The organism is Niallia sp. 03133 (assembly GCF_052663225.1).
The window spans coordinates 109,828-134,649 of sequence record NZ_JBQTCY010000007.1 but is presented as its reverse complement, the minus strand read 5'-3'; the positions used below and the strand labels follow the sequence as shown (position 1 = coordinate 134,649).

At 35.7% G+C, this 24,822-nt stretch carries 26 protein-coding genes; 19 read left to right on the top strand and 7 right to left on the bottom strand.

Annotated features, from left to right (window positions below):
- Positions 1-99: 99 nt before the first annotated feature.
- Positions 100-258, bottom strand: a complete 159-nt coding sequence (locus ACTYBU_RS11650) for a hypothetical protein (protein ID WP_445489887.1) — start codon at positions 256-258, stop codon at positions 100-102.
- A 352-nt stretch (positions 259-610) separates the two neighbouring features.
- On the opposite strand from ACTYBU_RS11650, the gene ACTYBU_RS11645 reads away from it, so the two are divergent.
- From ACTYBU_RS11645 to ACTYBU_RS11630, 4 genes are all read left to right on the top strand, one after another.
- Complete coding sequence (locus ACTYBU_RS11645; protein WP_445489885.1) at positions 611-991, top strand: DnaJ family domain-containing protein; 381 nt, start codon at positions 611-613, stop codon at positions 989-991.
- Positions 992-1,256: 265 nt separating this feature from the next.
- Positions 1,257-2,054 carry a flagellar motor stator protein MotA gene (motA, locus tag ACTYBU_RS11640; protein WP_445489884.1) on the top strand — a complete coding sequence of 266 codons (798 nt, stop codon included), beginning with the start codon at positions 1,257-1,259 and terminating at the stop codon, positions 2,052-2,054.
- Positions 2,047-2,844, top strand: coding sequence for a flagellar motor protein MotB (gene motB / locus ACTYBU_RS11635; protein WP_445489882.1), 798 nt, complete (start codon positions 2,047-2,049; stop codon positions 2,842-2,844). The genes motA and motB overlap by 8 nt, the downstream gene beginning before the upstream one ends.
- A 214-nt stretch (positions 2,845-3,058) precedes the next feature.
- Positions 3,059-4,156 (top strand): carbohydrate kinase, encoded by a 1,098-nt coding sequence (locus ACTYBU_RS11630; protein WP_445489881.1) that lies wholly within the window; start codon positions 3,059-3,061, stop codon positions 4,154-4,156.
- Between the two features lie 420 nt (positions 4,157-4,576).
- Here ACTYBU_RS11630 and ACTYBU_RS11625 read toward each other — a convergent pair whose 3' ends face one another.
- On the bottom strand, positions 4,577-4,903 hold the full coding sequence (locus tag ACTYBU_RS11625; protein WP_445489879.1) for a helix-turn-helix domain-containing protein: 327 nt from the start codon (positions 4,901-4,903) through the stop codon (positions 4,577-4,579).
- A 322-nt stretch (positions 4,904-5,225) separates the two neighbouring features.
- On the opposite strand from ACTYBU_RS11625, the gene ACTYBU_RS11620 reads away from it, so the two are divergent.
- On the top strand, positions 5,226-5,480 hold the full coding sequence (locus ACTYBU_RS11620; protein ID WP_445489877.1) for a hypothetical protein: 255 nt from the start codon (positions 5,226-5,228) through the stop codon (positions 5,478-5,480).
- 299 nt (positions 5,481-5,779) lie between these two features.
- A complete protein-coding gene (locus tag ACTYBU_RS11615; RefSeq protein WP_445489876.1) occupies positions 5,780-5,923 on the top strand; it encodes an anti-repressor SinI family protein in 144 nt (47 codons plus the stop codon).
- A gap of 105 nt (positions 5,924-6,028) precedes the next feature.
- On the opposite strand, the gene ACTYBU_RS11610 is transcribed toward ACTYBU_RS11615, so the two are convergent.
- Entirely contained in the window at positions 6,029-6,352 is a 324-nt protein-coding gene (locus ACTYBU_RS11610) for a helix-turn-helix domain-containing protein (RefSeq protein WP_445489874.1), read from the bottom strand.
- 521 nt (positions 6,353-6,873) lie between these two features.
- On the opposite strand from ACTYBU_RS11610, the gene ACTYBU_RS11605 reads away from it, so the two are divergent.
- Positions 6,874-7,389: a type 1 glutamine amidotransferase domain-containing protein gene (locus ACTYBU_RS11605; protein WP_445489873.1), complete on the top strand. Its 516-nt coding sequence runs from the start codon at positions 6,874-6,876 to the stop codon at positions 7,387-7,389.
- Between the two features lie 177 nt (positions 7,390-7,566).
- Positions 7,567-8,319 carry a type I methionyl aminopeptidase gene (gene map / locus ACTYBU_RS11600; protein WP_445489872.1) on the top strand — a complete coding sequence of 251 codons (753 nt, stop codon included), beginning with the start codon at positions 7,567-7,569 and terminating at the stop codon, positions 8,317-8,319.
- Between the two features lie 223 nt (positions 8,320-8,542).
- Here the strand turns inward: map and ACTYBU_RS11595 are convergent, their stop codons facing one another.
- Positions 8,543-8,764 (bottom strand): DUF1128 domain-containing protein, encoded by a 222-nt coding sequence (locus ACTYBU_RS11595; protein WP_445489870.1) that lies wholly within the window; start codon positions 8,762-8,764, stop codon positions 8,543-8,545.
- A 349-nt stretch (positions 8,765-9,113) separates the two neighbouring features.
- Between ACTYBU_RS11595 and ACTYBU_RS11590 the strand changes: the two genes are divergently transcribed.
- From ACTYBU_RS11590 to ACTYBU_RS11580, 3 genes are all read left to right on the top strand, one after another.
- A complete protein-coding gene (locus ACTYBU_RS11590) occupies positions 9,114-9,584 on the top strand; it encodes a low molecular weight protein-tyrosine-phosphatase (RefSeq protein WP_445489869.1) in 471 nt (156 codons plus the stop codon).
- Between the two features lie 25 nt (positions 9,585-9,609).
- Positions 9,610-9,966 (top strand): YtxH domain-containing protein, encoded by a 357-nt coding sequence (locus tag ACTYBU_RS11585; protein WP_445489867.1) that lies wholly within the window; start codon positions 9,610-9,612, stop codon positions 9,964-9,966.
- A 159-nt stretch (positions 9,967-10,125) separates the two neighbouring features.
- Positions 10,126-10,944, top strand: coding sequence for a YihY/virulence factor BrkB family protein (locus ACTYBU_RS11580; RefSeq protein ID WP_445489866.1), 819 nt, complete (start codon positions 10,126-10,128; stop codon positions 10,942-10,944).
- Positions 10,945-11,379: 435 nt separating this feature from the next.
- Here the strand turns inward: ACTYBU_RS11580 and ACTYBU_RS11575 are convergent, their stop codons facing one another.
- Together ACTYBU_RS11575 and ACTYBU_RS11570 are read right to left on the bottom strand one after the other, a co-directional pair.
- Positions 11,380-13,293, bottom strand: coding sequence for a heavy metal translocating P-type ATPase (locus tag ACTYBU_RS11575; RefSeq protein ID WP_445489865.1), 1,914 nt, complete (start codon positions 13,291-13,293; stop codon positions 11,380-11,382).
- A gap of 319 nt (positions 13,294-13,612) precedes the next feature.
- On the bottom strand, positions 13,613-14,041 hold the full coding sequence (locus tag ACTYBU_RS11570; protein WP_445489864.1) for a pyridoxamine 5'-phosphate oxidase family protein: 429 nt from the start codon (positions 14,039-14,041) through the stop codon (positions 13,613-13,615).
- Positions 14,042-14,370: 329 nt separating this feature from the next.
- Here ACTYBU_RS11570 and cax point away from each other — a divergent pair, with 329 nt between their 5' ends.
- The 3 genes from cax (at position 14,371) to ACTYBU_RS11555 (ending at position 18,133) form a co-directional block, all read left to right on the top strand.
- The gene (cax, locus tag ACTYBU_RS11565; protein ID WP_445489862.1) at positions 14,371-15,435 is read left to right on the top strand and encodes a calcium/proton exchanger; all 1,065 of its coding nucleotides are present in this window, start codon (positions 14,371-14,373) and stop codon (positions 15,433-15,435) included.
- Positions 15,436-16,361: 926 nt separating this feature from the next.
- On the top strand, positions 16,362-16,973 hold the full coding sequence (locus ACTYBU_RS11560) for a YczE/YyaS/YitT family protein (RefSeq protein ID WP_445489860.1): 612 nt from the start codon (positions 16,362-16,364) through the stop codon (positions 16,971-16,973).
- Between the two features lie 377 nt (positions 16,974-17,350).
- Entirely contained in the window at positions 17,351-18,133 is a 783-nt protein-coding gene (locus ACTYBU_RS11555; protein ID WP_445490083.1) for a YfkD family protein, read from the top strand.
- Positions 18,134-18,262: 129 nt separating this feature from the next.
- On the opposite strand, the gene yfkAB is transcribed toward ACTYBU_RS11555, so the two are convergent.
- The gene (gene yfkAB / locus ACTYBU_RS11550) at positions 18,263-19,384 is read right to left on the bottom strand and encodes a radical SAM/CxCxxxxC motif protein YfkAB (protein WP_445489859.1); all 1,122 of its coding nucleotides are present in this window, start codon (positions 19,382-19,384) and stop codon (positions 18,263-18,265) included.
- Positions 19,385-19,513: 129 nt separating this feature from the next.
- On the opposite strand from yfkAB, the gene ACTYBU_RS11545 reads away from it, so the two are divergent.
- The 5 genes from ACTYBU_RS11545 to ACTYBU_RS11525 all read left to right on the top strand — a co-directional run bounded on the left by ACTYBU_RS11545 (position 19,514) and on the right by ACTYBU_RS11525 (position 24,788).
- Positions 19,514-20,008 (top strand): hypothetical protein, encoded by a 495-nt coding sequence (locus tag ACTYBU_RS11545; protein WP_445489857.1) that lies wholly within the window; start codon positions 19,514-19,516, stop codon positions 20,006-20,008.
- 726 nt (positions 20,009-20,734) lie between these two features.
- Positions 20,735-20,920 (top strand): SE1561 family protein, encoded by a 186-nt coding sequence (locus tag ACTYBU_RS11540; protein WP_445489855.1) that lies wholly within the window; start codon positions 20,735-20,737, stop codon positions 20,918-20,920.
- 316 nt (positions 20,921-21,236) lie between these two features.
- Complete coding sequence (locus tag ACTYBU_RS11535; protein ID WP_445489854.1) at positions 21,237-22,772, top strand: fumarate hydratase; 1,536 nt, start codon at positions 21,237-21,239, stop codon at positions 22,770-22,772.
- Positions 22,773-22,928: 156 nt separating this feature from the next.
- Positions 22,929-23,705, top strand: coding sequence for a delta-lactam-biosynthetic de-N-acetylase (gene pdaA / locus ACTYBU_RS11530; RefSeq protein ID WP_445490081.1), 777 nt, complete (start codon positions 22,929-22,931; stop codon positions 23,703-23,705).
- 231 nt (positions 23,706-23,936) lie between these two features.
- On the top strand, positions 23,937-24,788 hold the full coding sequence (locus ACTYBU_RS11525) for a DNA-3-methyladenine glycosylase family protein (protein WP_445489852.1): 852 nt from the start codon (positions 23,937-23,939) through the stop codon (positions 24,786-24,788).
- Positions 24,789-24,822: the final 34 nt, after the last annotated feature.

The following is a 24,822-nucleotide window of genomic DNA, read 5'->3' as shown; positions in this document are numbered from 1 at the left end:
TCGCTTGTCACAAGTTGGAGAGAGGGAAGAAGGAAAAAGAAAAGAGCAGAAAAAGAGGGAAAGAAGCAATCGCTTGTCACAAGTCTGGAAGAGGAAAAGTTATTCCTCCTCCCCAACCCGATTCTTAAAAGCCTCCTGCGTAACAATAAATTCCTCATCCTCCGGAGCATCCTCAGCATGTGTATGCAAACGAGAATCTTCAGGAAGAGGACCTGGATGATGTTTTTTCTTATGTTCAAAATGTTTTCCGCGTGCCATAGTTTCCCCTCCTTTCTTTTATTTTTATATTGTCTGAAAAAAGATGCGTTCCTATACCTTAATTAGAAAACAGAAAATAAGCAGGCTGTCGACAAACGCTAGATTTCTTCGTTGTTCGCTATACTCGGATGCTCATTACTAGGGAAAAGAGGATGAACGACTAAGTACTCAGCCATGGAGAATCGATTAACTTCGCCACCGCCTTTTGTTTTCGTCGATTGACTTGCATCCTTCAAATCTCGATCAGCCTGCAGTTAGTGCAAATGCCAGTTTGTCTACATTCGTATAAGTACGCTGTATGTACTAGCAAAAATTTGTTAAGATAAGAGAAAAGGCAGGAAGTGGGGATAGAATGGATTTTTCATCGCTGATTTCGGAAGAAAAAATAAAAAAAGCGTATAAAAATGGGGAATTCAAAAATCTTCCTGGGTTTGGAAAACCTTTGCCTAAAGATGATTTAGCTGCAGTTCCGGAAGAACTTCGCATGGCTTATAGGGTTTTAAAAAATGCTGGATTTAATCCAGAAGAAAATCAGTTGAGACAGGAATTATTAACAATTGAAGATTTAATAAAAACTTGCTGTGATAAAAAGAAAGAAGAGGAACTTCAAAAAAAGTACAACGAAAAGTTATTGCGATTTAATAAAATGATGAAAGAAAAAAAGGGAAGTTCCCATTCCGCTTCTTTTCAAAAATATCAGCATAAAATAGAAAATAAATTATGGAAAAGGTAAATTTATGTATTCCAAAGAGGATGTATGTAAAAGACATCTTCTTTTTTAATTGTTATAAATTAGAAAAAAATCAGTATTTGGCAACTTTAAAGACAAAATAGAAAATAATTATCTTTCAATAAAAATTTAAAAACAATTTTCCTAAAAAAATGACAAGAAATGTCGAAGTAAAGAGTAGTGAGTGAACAGAAGGATTTTTATAGGATGCATGTTAATTATTTAAAGGAAACGAATAAGAAATTATGAAGTAAGATAGGTGAATTTAATGGATAAAACATCTCTTATTGGAGTGATACTTGCATTTATTGCAATTGGAGTTGGAATGGTTTTTAAAGGGGTCAGCCCAGCGGTATTGGTCAATCCTGCAGCCATTTTAATTATTTTATTAGGAACTGCCTCTGCTGTTGTCATAGCATTTCCAACAAGTGAAATTAAAAGGGTTCCAAAATTGTTTGCAATTCTGTTTAAAGAACAGAAAACACAAAATACTACTGAACTTATCCGCATGTTTTCTGAATGGGCGCAGCTTGCACGGAAAGAAGGTTTATTAGCATTAGAAACGAAAACAAATGAAATTGATGATCCTTTTCTAAAAAACGGCTTATCTTTATCCGTTGATGGACAAAGTGCCGAGTATATTCGAGATGTTTTATCAGAAGAGATAGAAGCGATGGAAGATAGACACCGAGCAGGAGCACTAATCTTTTCCCAGGCAGGAACGTATGCACCAACATTAGGAGTACTTGGAGCCGTTATCGGGTTAATAGCAGCATTGGGACACATGGACGATGCAGAAGGCCTGGGGCATGCAATTAGTGCAGCATTTGTAGCGACATTGCTGGGGATTTTTACTGGTTATGTTTTATGGCATCCGTTTGCAAATAAGCTAAAGAGAAAATCCCAATTAGAAGCAAGAGAAAAGTACTTAATGATTGAAGGAATTTTATCGATATTAGAAGGAGAAGCGCCAAGGGTAATAGAACAAAAGCTAGCATCTTATCTGCCAATTTCTGAAAGAAAGAAATTTCTAGAGGAAGCGGAAAGTGGTGTGATTAATGAGTAAAAGAAGAAAAAAAAAGGAACATCACGATGAACATATGGATGAATCCTGGCTTGTTCCCTATTCTGATTTATTAACCTTATTATTAGCTTTATTTATCGTGCTATATGCCATGAGTTCAGTTGATGCAAAAAAATTCGCAGCACTTGCAAATGTTTTTAATAAAGAGTTTCAAAGTGGTACAGGTATATTTGAATATCCGAGTCCGGCTCCATCCCCTGTAGAACAAAACGTGGACATAGATAATCTTAATAAAAAACAGGAGAAAACAGTTTCCTCTTCCATTACCGAAGAGGAATTAAGGAATATACAGAAGCAGCAGGAACAGAATGAGTTGAAAAATATTCAAGAAAAGGTAAATTCCTATATTAATGAAAAGAAGCTGACAGACAAGCTGGAAACGTCTCTTACCGATGAAGGTTTACTTGTCTCTATAAGAGATAATGTCCTGTTTGCATCTGGAAGTGCGGAAATACGGAATCACGACAAAAATGTAGTCGCTGAAATTTCTAAATTACTTGTAATGGATCCACCAAGAAGTATAATTATAAGCGGTCATACCGATAATGTACCGATACATAATTCCAAGTATGAATCGAACTGGGAACTTAGTGTTTCAAGGGCTATCAATTTTATGAAATTGTTGTTGAAAAATGATCAATTGGATCCAAGTGCATTTAGTGCAAAAGGGTATGGAGAGTTTAAACCCATTGCAAGCAACAAAACAGAAAAAGGAAGAGAAAAAAATCGCAGGGTAGAAATTTTAATTCAACCTCGCAGTCCAAAAAATTAAGAAAATTGCTTTCAATGGTTATTATTCACGACTATTGAAGGCAATTTTTTTCTTTCATCAAATGAAAAAGTGTTTATCTTAGTATGTGGAAGAAACGCTGCTTATTTAATATATAAGTTATCTACTTTATAATGCTTGTTAACTAACAAACAAAAGTTTATAATTATAACAAAAGTTTAAAGTGGTGAAAAGTGTATATTTGGAGGTGGTAGATATGAATGAGAAAGAATTTGTAATTCTTCAATTAATCCAAGAAAATCCCTTTTTAACACAAAATGAGATAGCAGATAAAATGGGGTTATCCAGGTCAGCAGTTGCTGGATATATTTCAGCATTAACAAGGGAAGGGAAACTGTTGGGCAGGGCATATGTTTTACCAAATAAAAAAGAAATACTTTGTATTGGCGGAGCAAATTTGGATAGGAAAATACAGGCACACGCTGATATTAAATTAGGAATTTCAAATTTGGCAGACAGCAGTCAATCCTGTGGAGGGGAGGCTCGGAATATTGCAGAAAACCTCGGAAGGCTAGGCTGTGAAAGTTCGCTCTTAACGATTGTTGGAGCAGATCATGCTGGAGAGTGGATTTTAGAATATACAAAACCTTATGTTGATTTTAATCCATCACTCATCTCCAATGATCAATCAACAGGCACGTATACCGCAGTATTTGATAAGACCGGAGATTTTGTGATAGGGCTGGCTGATATGTCGATATACGATTCTATTCAGGAAGATTTGATTGAAAAAAAATGGGGGTATATTGCTTCATCTGAACTCGTTATTTTAGACACTAATTTTCCTGCAGAAGTGTTAAAAAAGGTTATTACAAAGTGCTGGAAGGGAAACATTCCGCTTTGTGTAACTGCGGTATCTTCTTCAAAAGTAAAAAAGTTGCCAGATGATTTATTTGGAGTAACTTGGTTGATAGCAAATAAGGAAGAAGCAGAGGAACTCTCTAATATTGTTATTAAAGAAGACGGAGATTTTTTTAAGGCGGCTGAATTAATCATGAATAAAGGGGTTGAAAGGGTCGTTATAACAAGAGGAGATAAAGGGTTGATTTATTTTACACAAGCAGGAGAAGCAGGTGCTGTTCTTCCGCCGCTTGTAAAAATAGCAGATGAAACAGGAGCAGGGGAAGCTCTAGTTGCGGGAATAATATATTCACATTTAAAAGGACTTCAAGCTGAAGATGCCTGCAAAATTGGCAGTGCATGTTCCCTTTTAACAATACAGTCTTATGAAACGGTCAATCACGAGTTGAATCAGAAAAAATTACAAGAAGCATTTAAAAGATACTTCTACTAGAGGCATCAATGAAAGTGGCTAGGCTGTTTGAAGAAGCAAGTAAAATCATAGCATAAGTAGAGATACTGACTTCAATTTTTAAAAATGTAAACGTTTGATTATATAATAGACAAGTTTGACGAAGAGTTGTAGTTTGTCTTACTAAAGAGGGAGAGTCGATCACAAGACTCTCCCTCTTTTCATAAACATTTTACTATTTGCTTCCGTTTTAATCATTATTTATCCCACTCTTAACTGGCAGTAAGACCCCAACTCAAGATGCTGAGGAATCGAGGAAGCAATAACTGCCCGTAAAGGTCCGAGGGAGGTACACAAACTAAGGTCGCCACTTCCTTATGTCTTCATTTGTGTGATCCACATCCTGTGGACCGCAAGCTTTCCATTTGTGGGGATGAAGAAAACCCCCACTGATGGAAAGGTTCACTTTATCATTTTTTTAAACTTAAGAAAATCTAAACAATAAGAAAACTCTTCTTTCGTAACGCCTTCCCTTATTGCATCTTCCAATAATTTAATCCACTCTTCGTCTACTATTTCTGAAACATTAGCATCCTCTGTTTCCAAGAGTTCTTCCAAATTGGTATCAAGTGTTTTAGCTAGTTTTGATAATATCTGCAAGGATGGATTTTTTTGGATTCCCCGTTCAATATAGCTTAAATAGGATTTTGAAACACCTGCACGTTCTGATAATTCGTTAATAGAATATCCTCTTTTTAACCTTAAAGACTTAATGCGAGTTCCTACCATTTAGAAAATTCTCCTTAGCTAATGTACAAAAATATATTTTCATTATAACGAACGAAACGTTCAATAAAAAATACGAAAAAACTAGTTATTAGGAGATAATTCGAGAAAAAGAACGAAAATCGTTCGTTTAAAAGAAAAAACAGGCAATTTTGGAATTTTCCAAAATAAGAGATTTGAACTATACTATTTATAATCGTTCTGTAAAAAGAACATAAAATCATTTAAAAAGAACTAGTAAAGGAATAGGATCAAAAGGCTGATCTTTTACTTCACTGCTATTAGTGAAATGAATCGTTATTCCTTCAGAAAAAATTAAAATTAAATGCAAAAGAAGGTGGGAATTATATATAGGAAGAATTGTGATAAATGTAATAGACCATCCTACAGCAGCAGCGAGATTGGTTCATGGAAATGTCCGATTTGTCATAATGATTTAACAAACTATCCCTTTTTTGATGCCATAACCTTTGAACAAATTCATATTCATTATGTATTAAAAAAAGCATTAAAAGGATATCAAAATGTGTATTATCCGAATGATCATTCTACTAATCAAAATAAAAAGTTTAATGCTTAACGGAGGGGAGAGGAAAAACGACATATTTTGTGAGAAATCAAATAAATTGTTGAAAATAATAGAAAAATATATCTTAAAATCCCTATCGATCTGACAAAAAATGCCACATAAGAAAAAAAAAGAATTATATAATATAGCTAAGTATGTAAAGTCCTTGATACAAAAGGAGAAATTAATAGCTTAAGCAATATTTAATATTTCCAAGATGAAGATGCGAAGTCACAGGTCTACTGTTGAAATACAATAATAGCCGGACTGCAAAAATACAAAGGTATTTTTGGGAGGAGAAGAATTAAGGAATGGAAGAAAAATTATTGAAGGACGAATTGGATACAGATTGGGTTCAACTAATGCTGGAAGCAAAAAAAATAGGTCTTGATATACAAGACGTACGCAATTTTATTCGTAGTAATTTAAATGGTTACTTAATTCAGAACGGCTGAAGATAAAAATGTTCGCATCTTGCTAGTTATTCATTACAACCAAAATAAAAGACACAAAATTTGTGCCTTCAAGGTTGCAGAACTTTACCATTAAACATGGAAGTTCTATTTTTTTTGTTCAATTCTCCATTTATTAAATTCTAAAAACTCTCGAAATTCACTTTTGGAGACTCCAGAATCCATCGCTTCCTTTACTATCTTAAGCCATTCAGTATCTAATTCTTCTTTATTTTGCTGTTCATTAATAAGATGATCAACTGGAATAGTAAAAACGGCAGCTATTTTTTCTAAAAACTGTATGGATGGATTGGATTGTAAATTTCTCTCTAATGAACTTAAATAGGATTTGGCAACTCCAGCCTGCTCAGCCAACTCTGATAATGACATTCTTTTTTCTTGACGTATCTTTTTTACGCGATCTCCGATCATACAGTCTCACTCACCTTATCACTATATGTACTATTATCATATCAAATAAAATAGAGAAGTTCCATATAAAGAACAAATTGTTCGATGCTTTTCTTCATCATTCATAAAAAAGACAAATGTATATTTGAATATTTTAGTAAAGAAATATTGCTGTTATAAAAGTCGATTTAGTTTATTTACCCTATAAAAAAAGAACTAAACCTTTTTTTTGTATATCTAATTTTCTTTGTTTTAAGCATACCATTTATCGAATGGATTTTATCACTTTCAGCGAGAAGACTCATTACTCAAGAAACGAAGGGAGTATAGGTGGGAGATGAATCTCCTTCTTTTTTTGTTGTAAAAGAAGATATATATGGAACATTTATTATTTTTGGTAAAATATTCAAAAAAATCTTTAGGATTTTAGGTGGGGGTGGATGTCAACAAAAGAATTATACTATCATCCATTAACATGTTTTATCGGATAAATTTAGGGAAACTTATCCATGAAACTAAAATAAGAAATGGAGATGCTGAATATGAGTAAAAAAATTGCAACTGTCATTACCAATATGTTTGAAGATGTTGAATTCACAGAACCAGCAAAAGCATTTCAAGAAGATGGTCATGAGGTAGTTACGATCGAGTTAGAAGCTGGAAAAACGGTAGAAGGAAAACAAAAAGAAGCAAAAGTTAAAATCGATAAAGGCATAAGCGAAGTATCTGCAGATGAATTTGACGCATTATTTATTCCAGGAGGATTTTCACCAGACCTACTACGCAGCGATGATCGAATTGTTGCATTTACAAAAGCTTTTATGGATACGGATAAACCAGTATTCGCTATTTGTCATGGCCCGCAGCTGCTCATTACGGCAAAAACGTTAGAAGGCAGAAGTGCAACAGGATATAAATCGATTAAAGTGGATATGGAATATGCAGGTGCCACTTATAAAGATCAAGAAGTAGTTGTTTGTAAGAATCAATTAGTAACAAGCAGAACACCTGAAGATATTCCTGCATTTATTAAAGAGTCTTTAGAATTATTAAAATAAAAATAATAGTGTGGGAAAAAGAAGGAGGGGACCACTTCCTTCTTTTTGTTTTAAAATCGTTTCAGAAAGAATCTGACTTTATTTGCTTATTTACTTATGGTTGTGCTTTTTTACTGTATTATTGTATATACATAACATAACGGTGTTTGTGGCTAGCAGTGGAAAGGAAGACAGAAAATGATTGTGTTAAAATCTAAAAGAGAAATAGAAGGAATGAGACTAGCAGGGGGAATTTTGGCTAGTTGCCATAAAGAAATTTCCAAGATAATAAAACCGGGAATTACAACAATGGAGATTAATTCTTTTGTGGAAGAGTTTTTAAAAGAAAAAGGAGCAACACCAGAACAGAAGGGCTACCGGGATTATCCTTATGCAACATGTGCAAGTATTAATGATGAAATTTGTCATGGTTTTCCAAGAGAGGAACAACTTCGTACAGGGGATATTGTGACGATTGATATGGTAGTCAATTATAATGGAGCTTTAGCCGATTCGGCATGGACGTATGCTATTGGCCAAATACCTAATGAAATAGAGAATTTATTAAAAATAACAGAAGAAGCTCTGTATATTGGAATAAATCAGTCGCATATCGGCAATAGAATTGGGGACATTGGTTATGCTATTCAGCAGTATGCAGAAGAAAAAGGCTTTTCTGTTGTAAGAGAATTTGTAGGGCATGGAATAGGATCGGCAATACATGAAAAGCCGAATGTGCCTCATTTCGGGTTGCAAGGAAAAGGACCACGAATAAAGGAAGGCATGGTATTTACGATTGAACCGATGATAAATTTAGGAGGAAATGGAATAAGAATGGATGGAAATGGCTGGACTGCCCGTACGATAGACGGAAAATATTCTGCTCAATATGAGCATACTATCGCTATTACAAAGGATGGTCCCATCATTTTAACTGCACAAAATCGCTAGAAATTAATTACAAGAGGGAAAGATAGAAAGAGTATTCCCTCTTTGATATGGTAAGCAAGTATACTTAGAAACGTACAGAATATACTAGTACCGACGTCCATAGGAGTGGCGTAATTAGTGTATTTTTCCTTTAATTCGCAATTAGCTGGGTCAGATCCCTATCTGTTTTAAAGCTTCTCTCACCTTGTTTCGCCATAAACAAGGGCGCTTCCGTTTTGCTAAATTATTTACGAAGTGATCCTAATTCTTCTGCAATTGCTTGCATTTCGTTCGGACTAAATGAATCTTTTTTCATCACATGTTCATAAATTTCTTTTAATTCCTCATACATTTCTCCATCAAAATGTGAAGGCTTTATCGCTCCAAAGTTTAAAACCTTCAATTTCTCTTTTATTTGTTCAATCATATACTCTACATTTTCAGGTGATTTTGTATTTAAATTCATGTTTGCAAGTCTCCTTTCCAAAATAAATATCGGTATAGAAGTTTCTATTTAATACATCTTTTCATGGGTTTAAAAAAAAGTCAATGGTATTTGTGTTTTCATTTATATGTAGGCGTATACTTAGGGAAGATTCAGCATAAGAGATAGAAGAAATGCTGCCATCTATTAGAAAGCAAATGTTTATTATATAATATTAAAGTTAGGGCAGCGTCTAGCTTCAACATAAGTATACTAGTGCTGATGAAAACATAAGGACGTGTGGATACTTTATCTGCCAGTCCGTACGTTGATGAGCCAGGGAGCTTTCGCTAGATTAATGCATGTAATTAATAAATTGGAGGAAACTATTATGGAAGTGAACGTTTTATTTATTTGTTTAGGTAATATATGCCGTTCGCCGATGGCAGAAGCAATATTTCGCGATCTTGTGAAAAAAGAAGGACTAGATAATAAAGTTAGTTGTGACTCAGCAGGTACAGGAGGATGGCATGTAGGGAATCCACCGCATAAAGGAACGAGAGATATTTTAAAAATAAACAATATTAGTGATGAAGGAATAATGGCCAGGCAGTTTATAAAGGAAGATATAGAGCAATTTGAGTATTTAATTGCAATGGATCCAAGCAATATTAAAAATATCCAAAAACTATCTGGAGATTCCGCAGTCAAAACTCGCTTGTTATTAGATTATACAGATCAAAAAAAGGGAAAAGAAGTACCAGATCCTTATTATACAGGCAATTTCGATGAAGTGTATGGTTTAGTCAGAGAGGGCTGTGAAGCATTATTAAAAGAGATTAAAACAACGTATCACTTTTGATAAGAGAAAGGATGAAGAATAGTTGATGAAGCAAATGACACTCTTTAAAGGAATAATGCTTGGAAGTTTAATCGGTGGTGCATTAAGTTTATTCAATAAACAAACAAGAAACAGCTCCTTGCAAAGTATACAAAAGTTTAAACAATCTGTAACGGATTTGGATAGTATAACAGAAACCATTACAAATACATCTGAAAAATTAAGAGCAACAGCAGAAAAGGTCACGGATGATATTTCATTTGTACTAGAAAAGGTAGAAGAATTAAAACAAGTAACGCCAGCTATTGCAAGTATCGTCAAGGAAACAAAGGATGCATTTTATCATGGAGGCACTAAGCAAAAGAATAATACGCAAATTAACAGTACTCAGTATCTTCCTTAAACGCATGCAACATGTATGTTTTATGCAAAATCCCCGGCTTAAGATGTGTCATCCACTCCTACTCTTTCATCAACTATTTTCTTTTTTTATGTTTTTAAGTCCTATATTAAGGGAAGTACATAACATCAATGTAAAAGTTACTTAGGAAGGTGAACATGAATGGGAGAGGTAATAACTGTAACAAAAAAAATAGCGCAGAAAATAAAGCAGGATGATGTATTTGATTTAGCCGCGCAATTGGCTTATTATTTTTTATTGTCCATTTTCCCTCTTATCATTTTTATGATGACATTGCTTCCTTATTTACCAATAACAAAAGAAGATTTGCTTGGTATCATTGAAACATTTGCACCAGGCGACAGCATGAATATTATTGAATCTAATTTAGATCAAATTTTAAGCAAAAATGGAACCTTATTATCATTTGGTATTATTGCTACGATTTGGTCCGCATCAAATGGATTAAACGCCATTGTAAAAGCATTTAATAAAGCATACAATGTAGAAGAAACTCGTTCGTTTATTGTAGCAAGAGCAATGTCCGTTGTATTAACTTTGGCTATGATTGCTGTTGTGGTAATCGCTTTATTATTGCCTGTTTTTGGAGAGCAGATTGGGGTCTTTCTTTTTTCTCAATTCAATTTATCTGATGAATTTATGGCTGTGTGGAGAGCGATTCGCTTTCTAGTAACTCCTGTCATTTTATTTATTGTTTTTTTAGCTTTATATTGGTTTGCTCCAAATAAAAAAATGAAATGCGTCAGCGCCATTCCTGGAGCTGTTTTCGCAACGATCGGATGGGTGGCCGCTTCATTTGGTTTTTCCTATTATGTTGGGAATTTTGGGAATTATTCAGCCACATACGGAAGTATAGGAGCTATTATTATTACCATGATTTGGTTCTATTTAACAGGAATTATCATTATGATTGGCGGGGAAATCAACGCTTATTATACCGAAAAAAATAAAAATTGCTAAACATTATAGGCTATCCGTTATTTACCTTTATAAAAACAATTAGATGGTACAAACTATTGTAGGGGAATATTCTTATAATAGGGGGCTTTCTTTTATGACTAAACATACAAAAAAAGACGGCGGAACGAAACAAAAAGGAAAAAGCAAACCAAAACATAAAACTTCAGGATCTGCTAATGGACAAAACGGCTATCACTAAATAATCACCTGCAAAAAGAAGGATGAGCGATTTCGCTCATCCTTTTTTCTTTAGTAAGAGTGGAAAAAGTTTAGAAGTTAGAGTAATGTCTAGCTCCAACTCCCAGCGACGCATGTACTTCGCTCTCCTCCTTACGATAAGTCAAGCACGAATGCGCTTTGCTCATCGTGTTTCCTATATCTCGATCGAAGAGCTCCAGTCCATTCGTCGCTAAACGGTCGTTTCCGCTTTTCTTTTTAATTACGTAAAAGGCGCAGGCTGTTTAAAATAACTAAAATGGTGCTGCCTTCGTGACCTATTACTCCAAATGGAAGGTCAAGCACTTGTAAAAAGTTTGAAATGATAAGAAGCATAATAATGGTGATAGAAAAAATAATATTTTGTTTAATGATACGGTTCATTCTTCTCGATAGTTTGATTGCTTCAGCAATTCGAGGCAAGTCATTTTTCATTAAGACAACATCTGCTGTTTCTAAAGCTACATCTGTACCTTCGCCCATTGCAATGCCTACATTGGCAGTAGCTAGTGCGGGAGCATCATTAATGCCGTCGCCAACCATTGCAACATTTTGATATTTGTCTTTCAGCTGTTTAATATGCGCTACTTTATTTTCGGGCAGACATTCAGCTATATATGCATGAACATGACTTTCTTTTGATATCGCTTTTGCTGTTTTTTCACTGTCGCCTGTCAGCATAACGGTATATATATCCTGATGTTTTAATGTTTCAACCGCTTTTTTTGTTTCTTCACGTACAATATCTTTTAAGCTGATTAATGCAACAATTTCAGCGGATTTTTTGACAAAGACAACTGTTTTTCCTTCTTCTGATAAACGTTCATAAGCATGGCTGCAAAAGACTTGAGCTTCTTCTTTACCAACAAACTCAGCTTTCCCAATCTTCCATTCTTCCTCATTTACTACAGCAGTTACCCCCCAGCCAGAGGTATCTTGAATACTTTTCGGTTGAAGAAGATCTGCATCATAAGTAGCTTTTGCATATTGAACAATTGCTTTTGCCAAGGGATGGTTAGAGTGGCTTTCAATGCTTGCAGTAGTTAGCAAAATATCTTTTTCTGATAATCCCTCTTTAACAAGAACCTCTGTAACAACTGGCTTTCCTTTTGTCAGTGTACCTGTTTTGTCAAAGGCAATGGCCGTAATATGTGCTAAATTTTCTAAATGGACGCCCCCTTTAAACAGAATTCCATGTCGGGCTCCATTAGAAATAGCAGATAATGTGGCAGGCATAATGCTTGCCACAAGGGCACAGGGCGATGCTACTACTAATAAAATCATTGCACGATAAAAAGTTTCATTCCATGACCAGCCGAATAAAAAATGGGGAACAAACATCATTAGAAATACAAAAGATAAAATTACTTTTACATAAGTTCCTTCAAATTTTTCGATAAATGCCTGAGATGGAGATTTTTCACTCTGTGCTGATTGAACAAGTGTAATAATTTTTTGGAAAAGAGATTCGTCTGTATGTTTTGTAATTTCAATTGTTATCGAACCACTGATATTGACTGTTCCAGCAAAAACTTCATCAGTTAGCCCTTTTGTTACTGGTACGGATTCACCAGTTATTGCTGCTTCATCGATCGAGCTGTCTCCGACTATGATTGTTCCATCTGCTGGGATTCTTTCCCCTGGTTTAATAAGAATTTGATCTGAAATGGATAGTGAAGCAACAGGCACTACTGCTTCTCTGCCATCAGGAAGCAGTTTAACCGCTTCTTCTGGCTGCAAACTCATTAGAGAGGATATTTCTTTACTGCTTTTATTCATTGTATATGTTTCAAGAGCACCGCTTACAGCAAAAATAAAGATTAAGATGGCCCCTTCTGTCCAATAGCCAATGATTGCTGAACCAATGGCAGCAAAAACCATGAGCATTTCTACATTCAATTCTTTATTCTCAATCGTTTCTTCAATGCCTTCTTTTGCTTTAGCAAAACCGCCGATAATAAATGCAAGAATATAAGCACTGATTGATAAGTTTTCTTGTGGTGCAAGCCAGCCAATTAAAATTAAAACACCGCTGACTACAGCAGCAATTAATTCTAAATGAGGGAGTAATTTTTCTTGGAAAATATTTTCCTCCATTTTTTCATGGGAAAGGATTTTTGTATCTGTTGTCATGTTTGTTCCTCCTGTTTCTTTGTAAAATATTTAGCATTTTCAGCAAAGATGACTATTCTTATTGAGAGAGAGAATCACATTCAATACCTTAAAAAAACACGAAAGCTGCCACCTATTTAGGTGACAGCGTATTTCTATCGAATAATTGTTTATATAATTGGGTTTTTAAGCAGCTTTTACATAATAGGAGCACAGTTGCTTATATTCTATATTCATCCTATCATATTTTATATGCATTTCCTATTAAATTGTTCTAAAAATTTAAAAAGGAAGCGACTCTTGGTTTTAGACTTTAAAAAATGTGAATGGAGATCTTTTTCTATTCACTTATAAAAGATAATTCTTCTGCTTCTGCACCTGCATTGGCAAAATATCGAATTTTAGTTGGAATGAATTTAATAAGCAAATAATTTGGATCACCTGGTCCATCTAACCAGCTGCTTAATTGTTCGTTCCAGATGGTTTCTTTTTTCGTTGGAGACTCTTCTAAAGTTACATCAGCTTCTATTTCGCAATAAGCCCCATTAATTCCACCTTCTTCTAAACCAAGTAAAATGTGGCTTTTGGGATTTTGTTCTAGATCATCTACTTTATGCGTTTTTTTGTTTGTTGCACTATACAATGTTAATTCTTCTGGAAAGAACAGCATAAAACGACTATAAGGTTTATTTTCTTGAATTGTGGCTAATGTCCCAATTTTATGGTTTTTGAATAGATGAACGATTTTCTCTTTTAATGCTTCTTTCAAAATAGAAACACTCCTTTTTCCGGATTCACTCCTATAATTTGTACTTCTATCTTTTTTTATTCCACTCTAGCTTGCAGGTAAACCATTTATTTTTAGATACTATGGAAAAGTATATCAGTTTGTTGGAATATATTTGTAATACTGCACTTAAAGAGACTGAAAAAAAACACGGATGGAAGTTTTCGCTTAATTCCATTTTTATATTCAAAATATGGTAATATTGTTGGTGTTAATGGAAAAATGTCTTATTGCATTCATGTAGTTTATCTTTTGCAGCATAAGGGAAAGTTAACATTTAATGAAGAAACAAGAGAAAGGAAGAGGATAGTATGGTGAATAAAATTTTTATGTTGGCTGCCTTTATAGGGGTGCCATTTTCCATAATCGGCTCGGTATTACACTTGCCGAGTATTTTAATGTTCATTATTTATTGTTTAACCATTATTGCCCTTTCCAGTTTTATGGGGAGAGCAACTGAAAGTTTGGCCATTGTAGCGGGGCCAAGAATTGGAGGCCTATTAAATGCAACTTTCGGCAATGCGGTGGAGTTGATTATTGCGATTTTTGCATTAAGAGAGGGGCTAACGGAAGTAGTATTGGCATCACTTACGGGTTCCGTGCTTGGCAACTTATTATTAGTGGCAGGATTGTCCTTTTTTATTGGGGGAATTAAGTTCAAGAGACAGCATTATAATGTGTTTGATGCTCGTCATAATTCTGGATTGTTAATGTTTGCAGTAATTGTGGCTTTTGTTGTCCCAGAGGTGTTTTCCATGTCAATGGATAAATTAGAAACACAATCACTAAGTGTAGGTATTTCGGTTATATTAATCGTATTATATTTAGCTGCATTACTCTTTAAGCTTGTAACACATAGGGGTGTTTACCAATCTGAGTCATCAGGTACAAACAAAGAAGCTCATGAAGAAGAGCCGGAATGGTCTGTGAAAAAGAGCATATCTATTTTAGCGATTGCGACATTAGCTGTTGCATATGTATCAGAGAATTTAGTACATACATTTGAAGTGGTAGCTGAATCGTTTGGCTGGACGGAGTTGTTTATCGGGATTATTATTGTAGCCATTGTTGGTAATGCAGCAGAACATGCCTCTGCCGTTTTAATGGCTTATAAAAATAAAATGGATATTGCGGTCGAGATTGCGATAGGTTCCACTTTGCAAATTGCCATGTTTGTGGCACCAGTGCTTGTATTAATTTCCTTGTTTTTCCCTACATCGCTGTCTTTAGTTTTTTCATTGCCTGAGCTGGTTGCGATGGCGTCGTCCGTATTGTTGATGATCATTATTTCCAATGATGGAGAAACCAACTGGTTTGAAGGAGCAACCTTGCTTGCGGCTTATTTCATTATGGGGATTGGATTTTATCTATTGTAAAGACGCTGTTAAACAATCATGTGGTTTTTGGGAAGGGAATTTGCGATACTCCTGCTTAAAAAACGGGCTGACAAGACCTCAGTTCAGACGGGTGCGAGCGAGGAGGCTTGCTGGTTCGTCCCCGGAAAGCGAGCAATAAGCTTCGGGAAACCTATTTACATTCATTTTTTTAACAGTGCTTATTTTCAGGGTAGACATCTATGCAAAAAAAATTTGCACCCTGAAGGATGAAAAGAAGCAGATTCTAATTTTTGAAGCGCGGAGCAGTCAGAATACACGAAGACTCCTACGGGATTAGCGAGACAGGTGAGACCCCGCAGGAGCCATGCTCCGAGAAGGCTCACCGCTCGCCCCGTGGAAAGCGAAGTGTATTCTGACTGCGGTCTTTATTTTCAGGGTAGCCATTGTAAAAGGATGAAGATATGCATATTCCTTTAAAGCAAAAAACACTGGGAGAAAATAATTTCCTAGTGTTTTTGGTTTCTATCCATTTAAGCCAAAACAAAAGCCAACCTGCTTTCTTTACAGCAGGTTGGCTTTTTTGTTTCGGATCATCCTTTCCTTATTAAGTTATGTTTTTAACTAAGTATACATTTGAATGAATATATTCTTTTTAGGGAAGTAAATCAAGTCGCTTCCATCGAATCACCAACCTTTTTCCATTTTAGTTTGCGATAAAATAAATCTTGATTGATGAATGCTCAAGAGTATGTTTCGTCCTCCTTTTATATGAGTTTTAAAAAAAGCGATCTGACTAGCTGCCCTCCTTTTATTTGATAAATTAATCATACTATATTTTTTGATTGTTGTAAATATTCTGTTTATTTATTTTTAAAAAAATTGTACAAGTTTTTTAAAGGATGCGCATATGTTTTAAGGACATGATGGATGCGTATCATCGTTTAAAGAGAAGAAGGGGAGATAAGATGTCTTTATTTTATCGTAGTCTTTTTTATCTGCTTGGCCTATTAATCCTATCTTTTGGAGCTACTCTTACAATAAAAGCAAATCTTGGAGCAGGACCATGGGATGCATTAAATGTTGGTCTTTCCCATTTAATCGGCCTGACAATAGGTAGCTGGATTGTTATTATTGGAATTGTCCTGATTATCATAAATGCTTTATTGTTAAAAAAGAGACCAGAGCTCCTATCTTTATTTACCGTTTTTATTTTAGGTTTTTTCGTTGATTTTTGGATGTCCTATTTATTGAACAGCTTTAATTATTTTTATTTTAAAAATCAATTGATCCTGTTGGTTGTTGGATTAATTATTATCGGTTTAGGAATCGCGATGTATTTGCAGGCGAGCTTTCCATTAAATCCAATTGATCATTTTATGGTAAGCATCCAAAAAAAATTCGGCATGAATATTATGGCAGCTAAACTTATAGGTGAAATATTAGCATTGTTGTTTGCTGTACTTGTAAATGGGCCGATTGGTGTGGGAACGGTCATTATTGCATTTGGCATTGGCCCTGCTATACAGTTTTTTCATCCATACTGCAGCAGCATCATGAACCGTTTATCCCACTCTTAACGCCACCTCAAGATGCTGAGAAAACGAGGAAGCTAGGTGGGGGGATAACTTGCCCGTAAAGGTCCGAGGGAGGTATACAGACTAAGGTCGCCACTTCCTGTGGCAACGTTTGTGTGATCCACATCCTGTGGACCGCAAGCTTTCCATCAGTGGGGGAAGAACCCTCCGCTGATGGAAGGTTCAATTTATCGATAAAATAATTGGACTTTTATTTTCCAAAATGCTTGGACTGACTTTGCTGAAAAAATTTGTTTGAAAAATAATGGATAAGAAAGGCGAACTCCGAAAAAAATAACGATAAAGAATAGTTATTGTTATAGAAGGGAGTTCTAACCTTGAGTAAAAAAATTTCGTTTGTCTTATTAACTCTTATTTTGATGCTTTCCATTTTAACACCTGTATATGCAAAAAATGATAAGAATAAGCAAGAGGAATTGCCTAAATCAAAATTGGTGGTGGTTCCAAATTCTGTAATGAATATAACGAAAGAAAACACATACCCAAATCCAGCACAGGATATGCCGAGGCTGCAGCCAAGTGACTTAACACAGCAGCTCATTGATTCATCAAAAGTAAAAATTGAAAATCCCGATTTAATCCGCATGCTTAATGAATCGACGGTGAACAGTTCTCCATTTGCATTAGGTTATAAAGCAATTGTGTATTTAGGACAGTGGCCATTAAATTATGAATCCACTGAAACTGCACCAAATTGGGAGTATCAAAAAATAAATACGAATTTTTTTGACAATAGAGGCGGTAAGGCACCTTATCAAATTCATTATGTACAAGAAGCGCAAAAGCTTGTTAGAGGCGGTTTAACTGCAAAAATTCCAAGTGCTGAAGATGTGAAAAAAATGATGCTTGTGAAAGCAACCCAAAATTCCGGTTTGCCTCTTGCATTTGAGACTGTTATTGGAACAGGAACAAAAAAAGACCAAGTATATAATATTCCGTCCAAAAAACTAGGCTATCTTTACGGATATGCACCTGCAGTTAATGAAAAGGGAAAAGTGACGTATGGAGAAGTTTATTTAATGCTAAAAGGCAGAAAAAAGACGATTATCGTGAAGAATGTGACATCACAAGGCATCGGAGCATGGATTCCGGTACAAGATCATGTGTCCTTTGGATTTCTCGCAAGTGATAAACCAAGATAAAGTATAGCTTCAGCACAACAGTCGGGGAAGTTTTCATGTACCACTTGTTGCTGAGATAAAAGTATTGTAGGTATATAAGCATTAACAAAAAGGATGCAGAAATAGGGCTCTGCATCCTTTTTGTTGAACTTATTTTGTTATAAGTGCTTTTCTTGTAAGAAAATCAACACCTTGGTAATAGCTGTTTTTAACTAAAACATTTGGACCTAAACAGCGGACACTCGGACAATGGCAATTAAGAGAATGAGCCAAGTCTGTCTGCAGCCATTTTTGAAAGATGGCTTCCAGATTATCTTGCTGGATATTTCCTAAAGCAGGAGTATCCCCAAAATCGGTTACAATAACGTCACCAGTAAAAATATTAATATTTAAACGAGATCGTCCGTCCGGATCGTTCCGTACGGTTACATTTTTACTGTTGTACAAACGATTTAAAAGCTGTAAATCTTCTTCTTTAGAGTTGCACGGATAAAAGGGTAGAGTGCCAAATAGCATCCAGACCTTTTCATCGCGAATATCTAAAAGATGGTGTATGCTTTCCCGAATTTCTTCAAGGGATAATGTTTCTAAGGTGGATGCAAAGTCAGATGGATACATAGGGTGCACTTCATGGCGTTGACACTTCATTTCATCGACAATTTGACGATGGATATGCTCTAAATAAGGAAGTGTGCGCTTATTTAACATCGTTTCTGCAGAAACTACGACACCGGCTTCTACTAATGCCCTGCTGTTTGTAATAATCGTTTGAAACAGCTTGCTTCTTTGCTCATAGGATGGTTTTCTTGCCATCATGGCAAATCCTCTTTCCGCAAATTCTTCCTCTGTTCCCCAGTTATGCGAAATATGGAGAACATCTAAAAACGGAATAACTGGTCCATATCGATCAAGGCTTAATGTTAAATTAGAATTTAATTGTGTTTTAACGCCTCGGCTGTGCGCATACTTAAATAAAGGCACCACATAATTTTCAACCGATTTTCTGCTCATCATCGGCTCTCCTCCTGTGATGCTGATGGAACGAAGATGAGGAATTTCCTCTAATCGCTTTATTAATAAGTCAATTGGAAGTGCATTCGGGTCTTTTGGCTGAAGGGTATAACCTACCGCACAATGTTCACAACGCATATTGCATAAAGTAGTGGTTGTAAATTCAATATTTGATAGCGTCAGCTTTCCGTGCTGCTCGATATCCATATAGGCTTCCCACGGATCAATACTTGGGTTAATGGATGGTTTTTGAGAAATCATTGTTTAACTCCTTCTTCCTTCAAATCTTTAGTCATTATTGAGCGAAATGGTTGGATTGTCAAACCTTTTTGTTTAAAAAAATTCCAGCAGGGAATGGTACAAGTAAAAATGCAAAGGGAGATGAACTGCATGTCTAATGAAACAAAAAGAAACAGCAAACTAATAGCTGGAATGGTAATTGGCGGCATCATTGGCACAACATTTTCCCTAATGGATAAGTCAACAAGAAAAAATGTGCTAGTAAAAATGGAAACGATAAAAAACTGTTCGAATCGAATGATGCAGGAATTAAAAGAAAATCCTTCGGAAGTGAAAGATAAACTTAGTGAAAAGCTTCACTATACATCAGTTGTATTGAAAGATGCCTTGCGTGAAGGACAAGCATTATATGATCATATTCAACATACAGTAAGTCTAAGAGCGAATGACGTGAAAGAAATCGCACAAGATACAATGGATACGTATTATCAATCAAAGCAACAATTGCTGGCCATTTCAGAAAAATTTAAAGAAGCCGGCAATACAGTTAAAATTCCATCAATAGATGAGGAAGTAAATGAGAACAATACCAACTTGCCTGCCGTTCAAGGAAATAGGATGGTAAATAATCACCCCGTTCTTTAAATCCATATGTAGGGATAAAAGCATCTATTCACCGTTCAGAAAAAGTTCAATTAGAGAATCTTAGACTGCTCGAAACCGTTTATCCCACTCTTAACCCCACCTCAAGATGCCGAGAAATCGAGGAAGCTAGGTAGGGGATAACTGCCCATAAAGGTCCGATAAGTGCAACTAACCATCAGTGGGGGTTGAGGAAAAACCCCCACTGATGGAAGTTTACTTTATCACAGTACCATTTGCATTCTTAACCTTTGGAAAAGCAAAGTTTCAGGTTTAAGTAATGAGCATCAAAGCAAGGCGAACAACAAAGAAATCGAATGTTTGTAGACAGCTTACTATATTAATAGTTTATCATAAAGCAAAAACCTCCGTCAGTGTGATAGTGCTTTAACACTGATGCATGTCTATGTAGAATGAAGGAAAAGATCACCAAATGAAAAAGACAATGGTGATCTTTTTTTTGATTCATTTTGTTAAAGGATAAGAAAGTATAAGTTTTCTGAAGCCTGACAAGTGTCTAGCGCAAGCGCCCTATCGACTTCAACGCTTCCCCTCACCTCGCTTGCGTAGTCAACATCGACGCTTGCGCTTTTCTTATTAGTTGATTCCCTAAGGTGTAAAAGGCAGAAGAATGTGTAAACCTATATAATAGAAAAAAGAAAAGAAAGCATTGCCGAATGGAAAAAAGTTCGGTAGGATGATAACGAAAGTGAAAGGAGAGGAAATACTTTGGGCAGTTCCATAACAGGAAAAAATGAACAAGTAGATTTTTTAAAAACAAGATTAAATATGTTTATGGAAGTTTTGGATGCGATTGATCCAGAAGAAGCAGAGCTAGAAGATATTGATCGTCTAATTGAAATGATTGATGATATAGAATCCAAATGCAATGAATTTAAGCATAGAGACTTATAAAGTGAACCTTTCCATCAGTGGGGGTTTTACTGCCCGTTAAGAGTTGGATAAAAAATGTCAATTATGTAAAGACCTCAGTACACGAGTAATATTGAGGTCTAATCCTCTTTTTCTTTCCTTCAAAAAAATCCCTCATTAATGAAAGCGCCATTTCATTTACTTAGCAGTTTTATAATAATAAATGCGTGAAAACGATTGTGAATTACTTCTCACGATTTGACAGGAAGAGTATAATTTTTAGTAGAAGGTATTCCTATTGCTTCGATAGGTGGAACAACAACAACATTCGTCAAAATAGGGTGGAGGGGGCAATAACATGAATGTAGAAAATTTAACACGAAGCATCTATCAATTAATTGTAGAGACATCAACAAATCTTCCGAAAGATGTACGAAGAGCAATAAAAAAAGCAAAGGCATTAGAAAGTGCCGGCACTCGGTCTGCAATGAGCTTAGCAACAATTACCCAAAATATCAGCATGGCAGATGAAGAAGTGTCGCCAATCTGCCAAGATACGGGTTTGCCGACATTTAAAATTAAAACACCTATTCAATCGAATCAGCTGGAAATAAAAGCAGCCATCTATAAAGCGATGATAGAAGCAACTGAAAAAGGGAAACTAAGGCCGAATTCTGTTGATTCCTTAACGGGAGAAAATAGCGGGAACAACTTGGGAGCAGGCACACCTGTTATTAAATTTGAGCAATGGGATAAAGATTATATCGAAATGGCGTTAATTTTAAAAGGAGGGGGATGTGAGAATAAAAATATTCAATACAGTCTTCCATGTGAACTTGAAGGATTAGGAAGAGCAGGGCGAGATTTAGATGGCATCCGCAAATGCATCATGCACTCTGTCTACCAGGCGCAAGGGCAAGGATGCAGTGCCGGTTTTATTGGCGTTGGAATTGGCGGAGACCGTTCAGCTGGCTATGATTTAGCCAAAGAGCAGCTTTTCCGTTCTGTGGAAGATACAAACCCAATACCTGAGCTTGCTTCCCTTGAAGAATATGTGATGGAAAATGCCAATAAGCTTGGCATTGGGACAATGGGCTTTGGTGGAGAAACGACACTTTTAGGCTGTAAGGTAGGAGTAATGAACAGAATTCCAGCAAGCTTTTTCGTTTCTATTGCCTATAATTGCTGGGCTTTCCGTCGTTTAGCTGTAAAAGTGCATGCAGATACTGGCGCAATTTCTGAATGGAAATATCAAGACGGGGAAAAAATAGATTTTACGAAAGAAGAAAATCAGCAGGCAAATGATAAGGAAGAAATGATCACCCTGCAAGCCCCAATTAGTGAAGAAGCTATCCGCCAATTAAAGGTTGGCGATGTTGTCAAAATCAATGGAATGATGTATACAGGCAGGGATGCGATACATAAGCATTTAAGTACAAATGATGCTCCAATTGATTTAAATGGGCAAATTATTTATCATTGTGGTCCAGTTATGCTAAAAGACGAGGATGGGAAATGGCATGTAAAAGCAGCAGGACCAACAACAAGCATCCGAGAGGAGCCTTATCAAGGCGATATTATGAAAAAATTCGGCATTCGTGCTGTTATCGGCAAAGGCGGAATGGGTGCGAAAACGTTAAAAGCTTTAGAAGAGCATGGAGGCGTTTATTTAAATGCCATTGGCGGTGCAGCCCAATATTATGCAGACTGTATTAAATCCGTTGAAGGAGTGGATTTAATGCAATTTGGGATTCCAGAAGCAATGTGGCATTTACGCGTAGAAGGCTTTAAAGCAGTAGTAACAATGGATTCACACGGCAATTCCCTTCATCAAGATGTGGAAAAGTCCTCATTGGAGAAATTGGCCCAATTTAAAGAACCTGTTTTTAAATAACTAAGTCAGCTGCTAGTAGTATTTTCTAGCAGCTGCTTTATTATGCAGAAATAAATTTTCACAAATTAACCAAGCATTTTTTCCTTTTGAACACAAACAATAAGAGAAAGCTTTGAAGTAAGGAGGAAAAAAATGAAGATTTTAATAAAATATTGTATGATGCTATTCCTTATTTTATTTGTTGGATTACAACATGCATTTGCGAATGTTTCCAATAGTCCAATCCATTGGGGATTTAAAAAAGCAGCCAATGAGCAGCCGGCAGAAGCAGGCAAAGAATTAGACGAGCTGCTGAATAAATATGGAGCATATTATAAAGACAGCGCAGATAAAAAAGTGCTGTATTTAACATTTGATAATGGATACGAAAACGGCTATACAGGAAAAATATTAGATGTATTAAAAAAAGAACAAGTACCAGCTACTTTTTTTATAACCGGCCATTATTTAAAAAGCGCATCTGATTTAGTAAAAAGAATGGCGAATGAAGGCCATATTATCGGCAACCATTCCTATCATCATCCAGATTTCACCCAAATTTCTGATGAAAAGTTAAAAGCAGAATTACAAAGTGTAGCAGCCGAAACGGAAGCATTGACTGGTAAAAAAGGCATGATCTATCTGCGTCCGCCGCGGGGAGTATTCAGTGAACGTACGCTTCAGTTAGGAAAAGAACTCGGGTATACACAAGTATTCTGGTCATTGGCTTTTGTTGATTGGAAAACAGATCAGCAAAAAGGCTGGAAATACAGCTATGATAATATCATGGCACAAGTGCATCCAGGATGCATAATGCTTCTTCATACCGTTTCAAAAGATAATGCAGAAGCGCTGGAACAAGCTATTCAAGAGTTAAAGAAAAGAGGCTATACATTTAAAAGCCTAGATGATTTAACGCAGAAAAGTGAAGTTGAGGAAGGCATTATGAACTAAGCAGATCCGATTTGGGTCTGCTTTTTGGATGATTAGCGTGGGATGAAAATTAGCATTTCTTGTCGATAAAAAACTATATCTAAAAAATTGAAACGAAATCAGCAAAAACTGAAACAATAAACAGGAAAACTGAAACAATAGATATTTTCCAGGAATCAAAGCGGTAGAATTTCCACTAATAGCCATGCTATAATACGGAAAAAAGAGAACGGATGATTCATTTTGCGGAGAATGGAATTTGCAGGACCATATAATTTCGATTTAGTTTTAAGCCGTTTAGCATTAGATCCCTTACATCAAGTAGATGTAGCCGACAGAAGTGTGAAAGTACCTCTTTTCATAGAAAAAAAGCCATTTGTTGCAACAGTAAAGGCAGTAGGAACAACGGAACACCCTGCATTTGAAGTGAATGGAATAGAAGGAGAAATGGAAGAGAAGCTTATACAAGAATTAAAGCGCATTTTTCAATGGGATATCTCCTTGTTGTCCGTTTATGAGCATTTTCAACAGACAGATTTAAAGAAACTATTTGAAACTCATTTTGGCACTCCGCTAGTATTAGATTTTCATCCTTATAATTGTTTAGTAAAATGCATTGTCCATCAGCAATTAAATTTGAAATTTGCTTATACGCTTACCCATCGATTTGTAACTACATATGGTTTTCAAAAAGAAGGAGTTTGGTTTTACCCGCAGCCGGAAAGAGTGGCAGAACTAACAGTGGAAGAGTTAAGAGAGCTGCAATTCAGTACGCGGAAAGCAGAATACGTCATAAACCTCTCCAAACAAATCGTTAATGGCAATCTTCAGTTAGACAATTTGCAGCAAAAATCAGATGAAGAAATTATGGCAGAACTGCTTCCTTTAAGAGGAATAGGTCCATGGACGGTGCAAAACTTTTTACTATTTGGACTTGGAAGAAACAATTTATTTCCGATTGCTGATATCGGCATTCAAAATGCGATCAAAAAACTGCTGCAGTTAGAAAAAAAGCCAACAAAAGAGCAAATGGAAGAATTAATCGTAAATTGGCATCCTTATTTAAGCTATGCCTCTCTTTATTTATGGAGAAGCATCGAGTAATACTGGATATTCGAAAAAAGAAGTTTTATTATTA

Bases quoted from the DNA above. Each gene is read 5' to 3' on its own strand.
- ACTYBU_RS11585 (WP_445489867.1), top strand. From the start codon at position 9,610: ATGAAGCAAATGACACTCTTTAAAGGAATAATGCTTGGAAGTTTAATC.
- ACTYBU_RS11560 (WP_445489860.1), top strand. From the start codon at position 16,362: ATGTCTTTATTTTATCGTAGTCTTTTTTATCTGCTTGGCCTATTAATC.
- ACTYBU_RS11645 (WP_445489885.1), top strand. From the start codon at position 611: ATGGATTTTTCATCGCTGATTTCGGAAGAAAAAATAAAAAAAGCGTAT.
- ACTYBU_RS11525 (WP_445489852.1), top strand. From the start codon at position 23,937: ATGGAATTTGCAGGACCATATAATTTCGATTTAGTTTTAAGCCGTTTA.
- ACTYBU_RS11535 (WP_445489854.1), top strand. From the start codon at position 21,237: ATGAATGTAGAAAATTTAACACGAAGCATCTATCAATTAATTGTAGAG.
- ACTYBU_RS11620 (WP_445489877.1), top strand. From the start codon at position 5,226: ATGCAAAAGAAGGTGGGAATTATATATAGGAAGAATTGTGATAAATGT.
- map (WP_445489872.1), top strand. From the start codon at position 7,567: ATGATTGTGTTAAAATCTAAAAGAGAAATAGAAGGAATGAGACTAGCA.
- ACTYBU_RS11575 (WP_445489865.1), bottom strand. From the start codon at position 13,293: ATGACAACAGATACAAAAATCCTTTCCCATGAAAAAATGGAGGAAAAT.
- ACTYBU_RS11580 (WP_445489866.1), top strand. From the start codon at position 10,126: ATGGGAGAGGTAATAACTGTAACAAAAAAAATAGCGCAGAAAATAAAG.
- ACTYBU_RS11595 (WP_445489870.1), bottom strand. From the start codon at position 8,764: ATGAATTTAAATACAAAATCACCTGAAAATGTAGAGTATATGATTGAA.
- ACTYBU_RS11630 (WP_445489881.1), top strand. From the start codon at position 3,059: ATGAATGAGAAAGAATTTGTAATTCTTCAATTAATCCAAGAAAATCCC.
- cax (WP_445489862.1), top strand. From the start codon at position 14,371: ATGGTGAATAAAATTTTTATGTTGGCTGCCTTTATAGGGGTGCCATTT.
- yfkAB (WP_445489859.1), bottom strand. From the start codon at position 19,384: ATGATTTCTCAAAAACCATCCATTAACCCAAGTATTGATCCGTGGGAA.
- ACTYBU_RS11545 (WP_445489857.1), top strand. From the start codon at position 19,514: ATGTCTAATGAAACAAAAAGAAACAGCAAACTAATAGCTGGAATGGTA.
- ACTYBU_RS11650 (WP_445489887.1), bottom strand. From the start codon at position 258: ATGGCACGCGGAAAACATTTTGAACATAAGAAAAAACATCATCCAGGT.
- ACTYBU_RS11610 (WP_445489874.1), bottom strand. From the start codon at position 6,352: ATGATCGGAGATCGCGTAAAAAAGATACGTCAAGAAAAAAGAATGTCA.
- motB (WP_445489882.1), top strand. From the start codon at position 2,047: ATGAGTAAAAGAAGAAAAAAAAAGGAACATCACGATGAACATATGGAT.
- ACTYBU_RS11625 (WP_445489879.1), bottom strand. From the start codon at position 4,903: ATGGTAGGAACTCGCATTAAGTCTTTAAGGTTAAAAAGAGGATATTCT.
- ACTYBU_RS11555 (WP_445490083.1), top strand. From the start codon at position 17,351: ATGCTTTCCATTTTAACACCTGTATATGCAAAAAATGATAAGAATAAG.
- pdaA (WP_445490081.1), top strand. From the start codon at position 22,929: ATGATGCTATTCCTTATTTTATTTGTTGGATTACAACATGCATTTGCG.
- ACTYBU_RS11590 (WP_445489869.1), top strand. From the start codon at position 9,114: ATGGAAGTGAACGTTTTATTTATTTGTTTAGGTAATATATGCCGTTCG.
- motA (WP_445489884.1), top strand. From the start codon at position 1,257: ATGGATAAAACATCTCTTATTGGAGTGATACTTGCATTTATTGCAATT.
- ACTYBU_RS11615 (WP_445489876.1), top strand. From the start codon at position 5,780: ATGGAAGAAAAATTATTGAAGGACGAATTGGATACAGATTGGGTTCAA.
- ACTYBU_RS11605 (WP_445489873.1), top strand. From the start codon at position 6,874: ATGAGTAAAAAAATTGCAACTGTCATTACCAATATGTTTGAAGATGTT.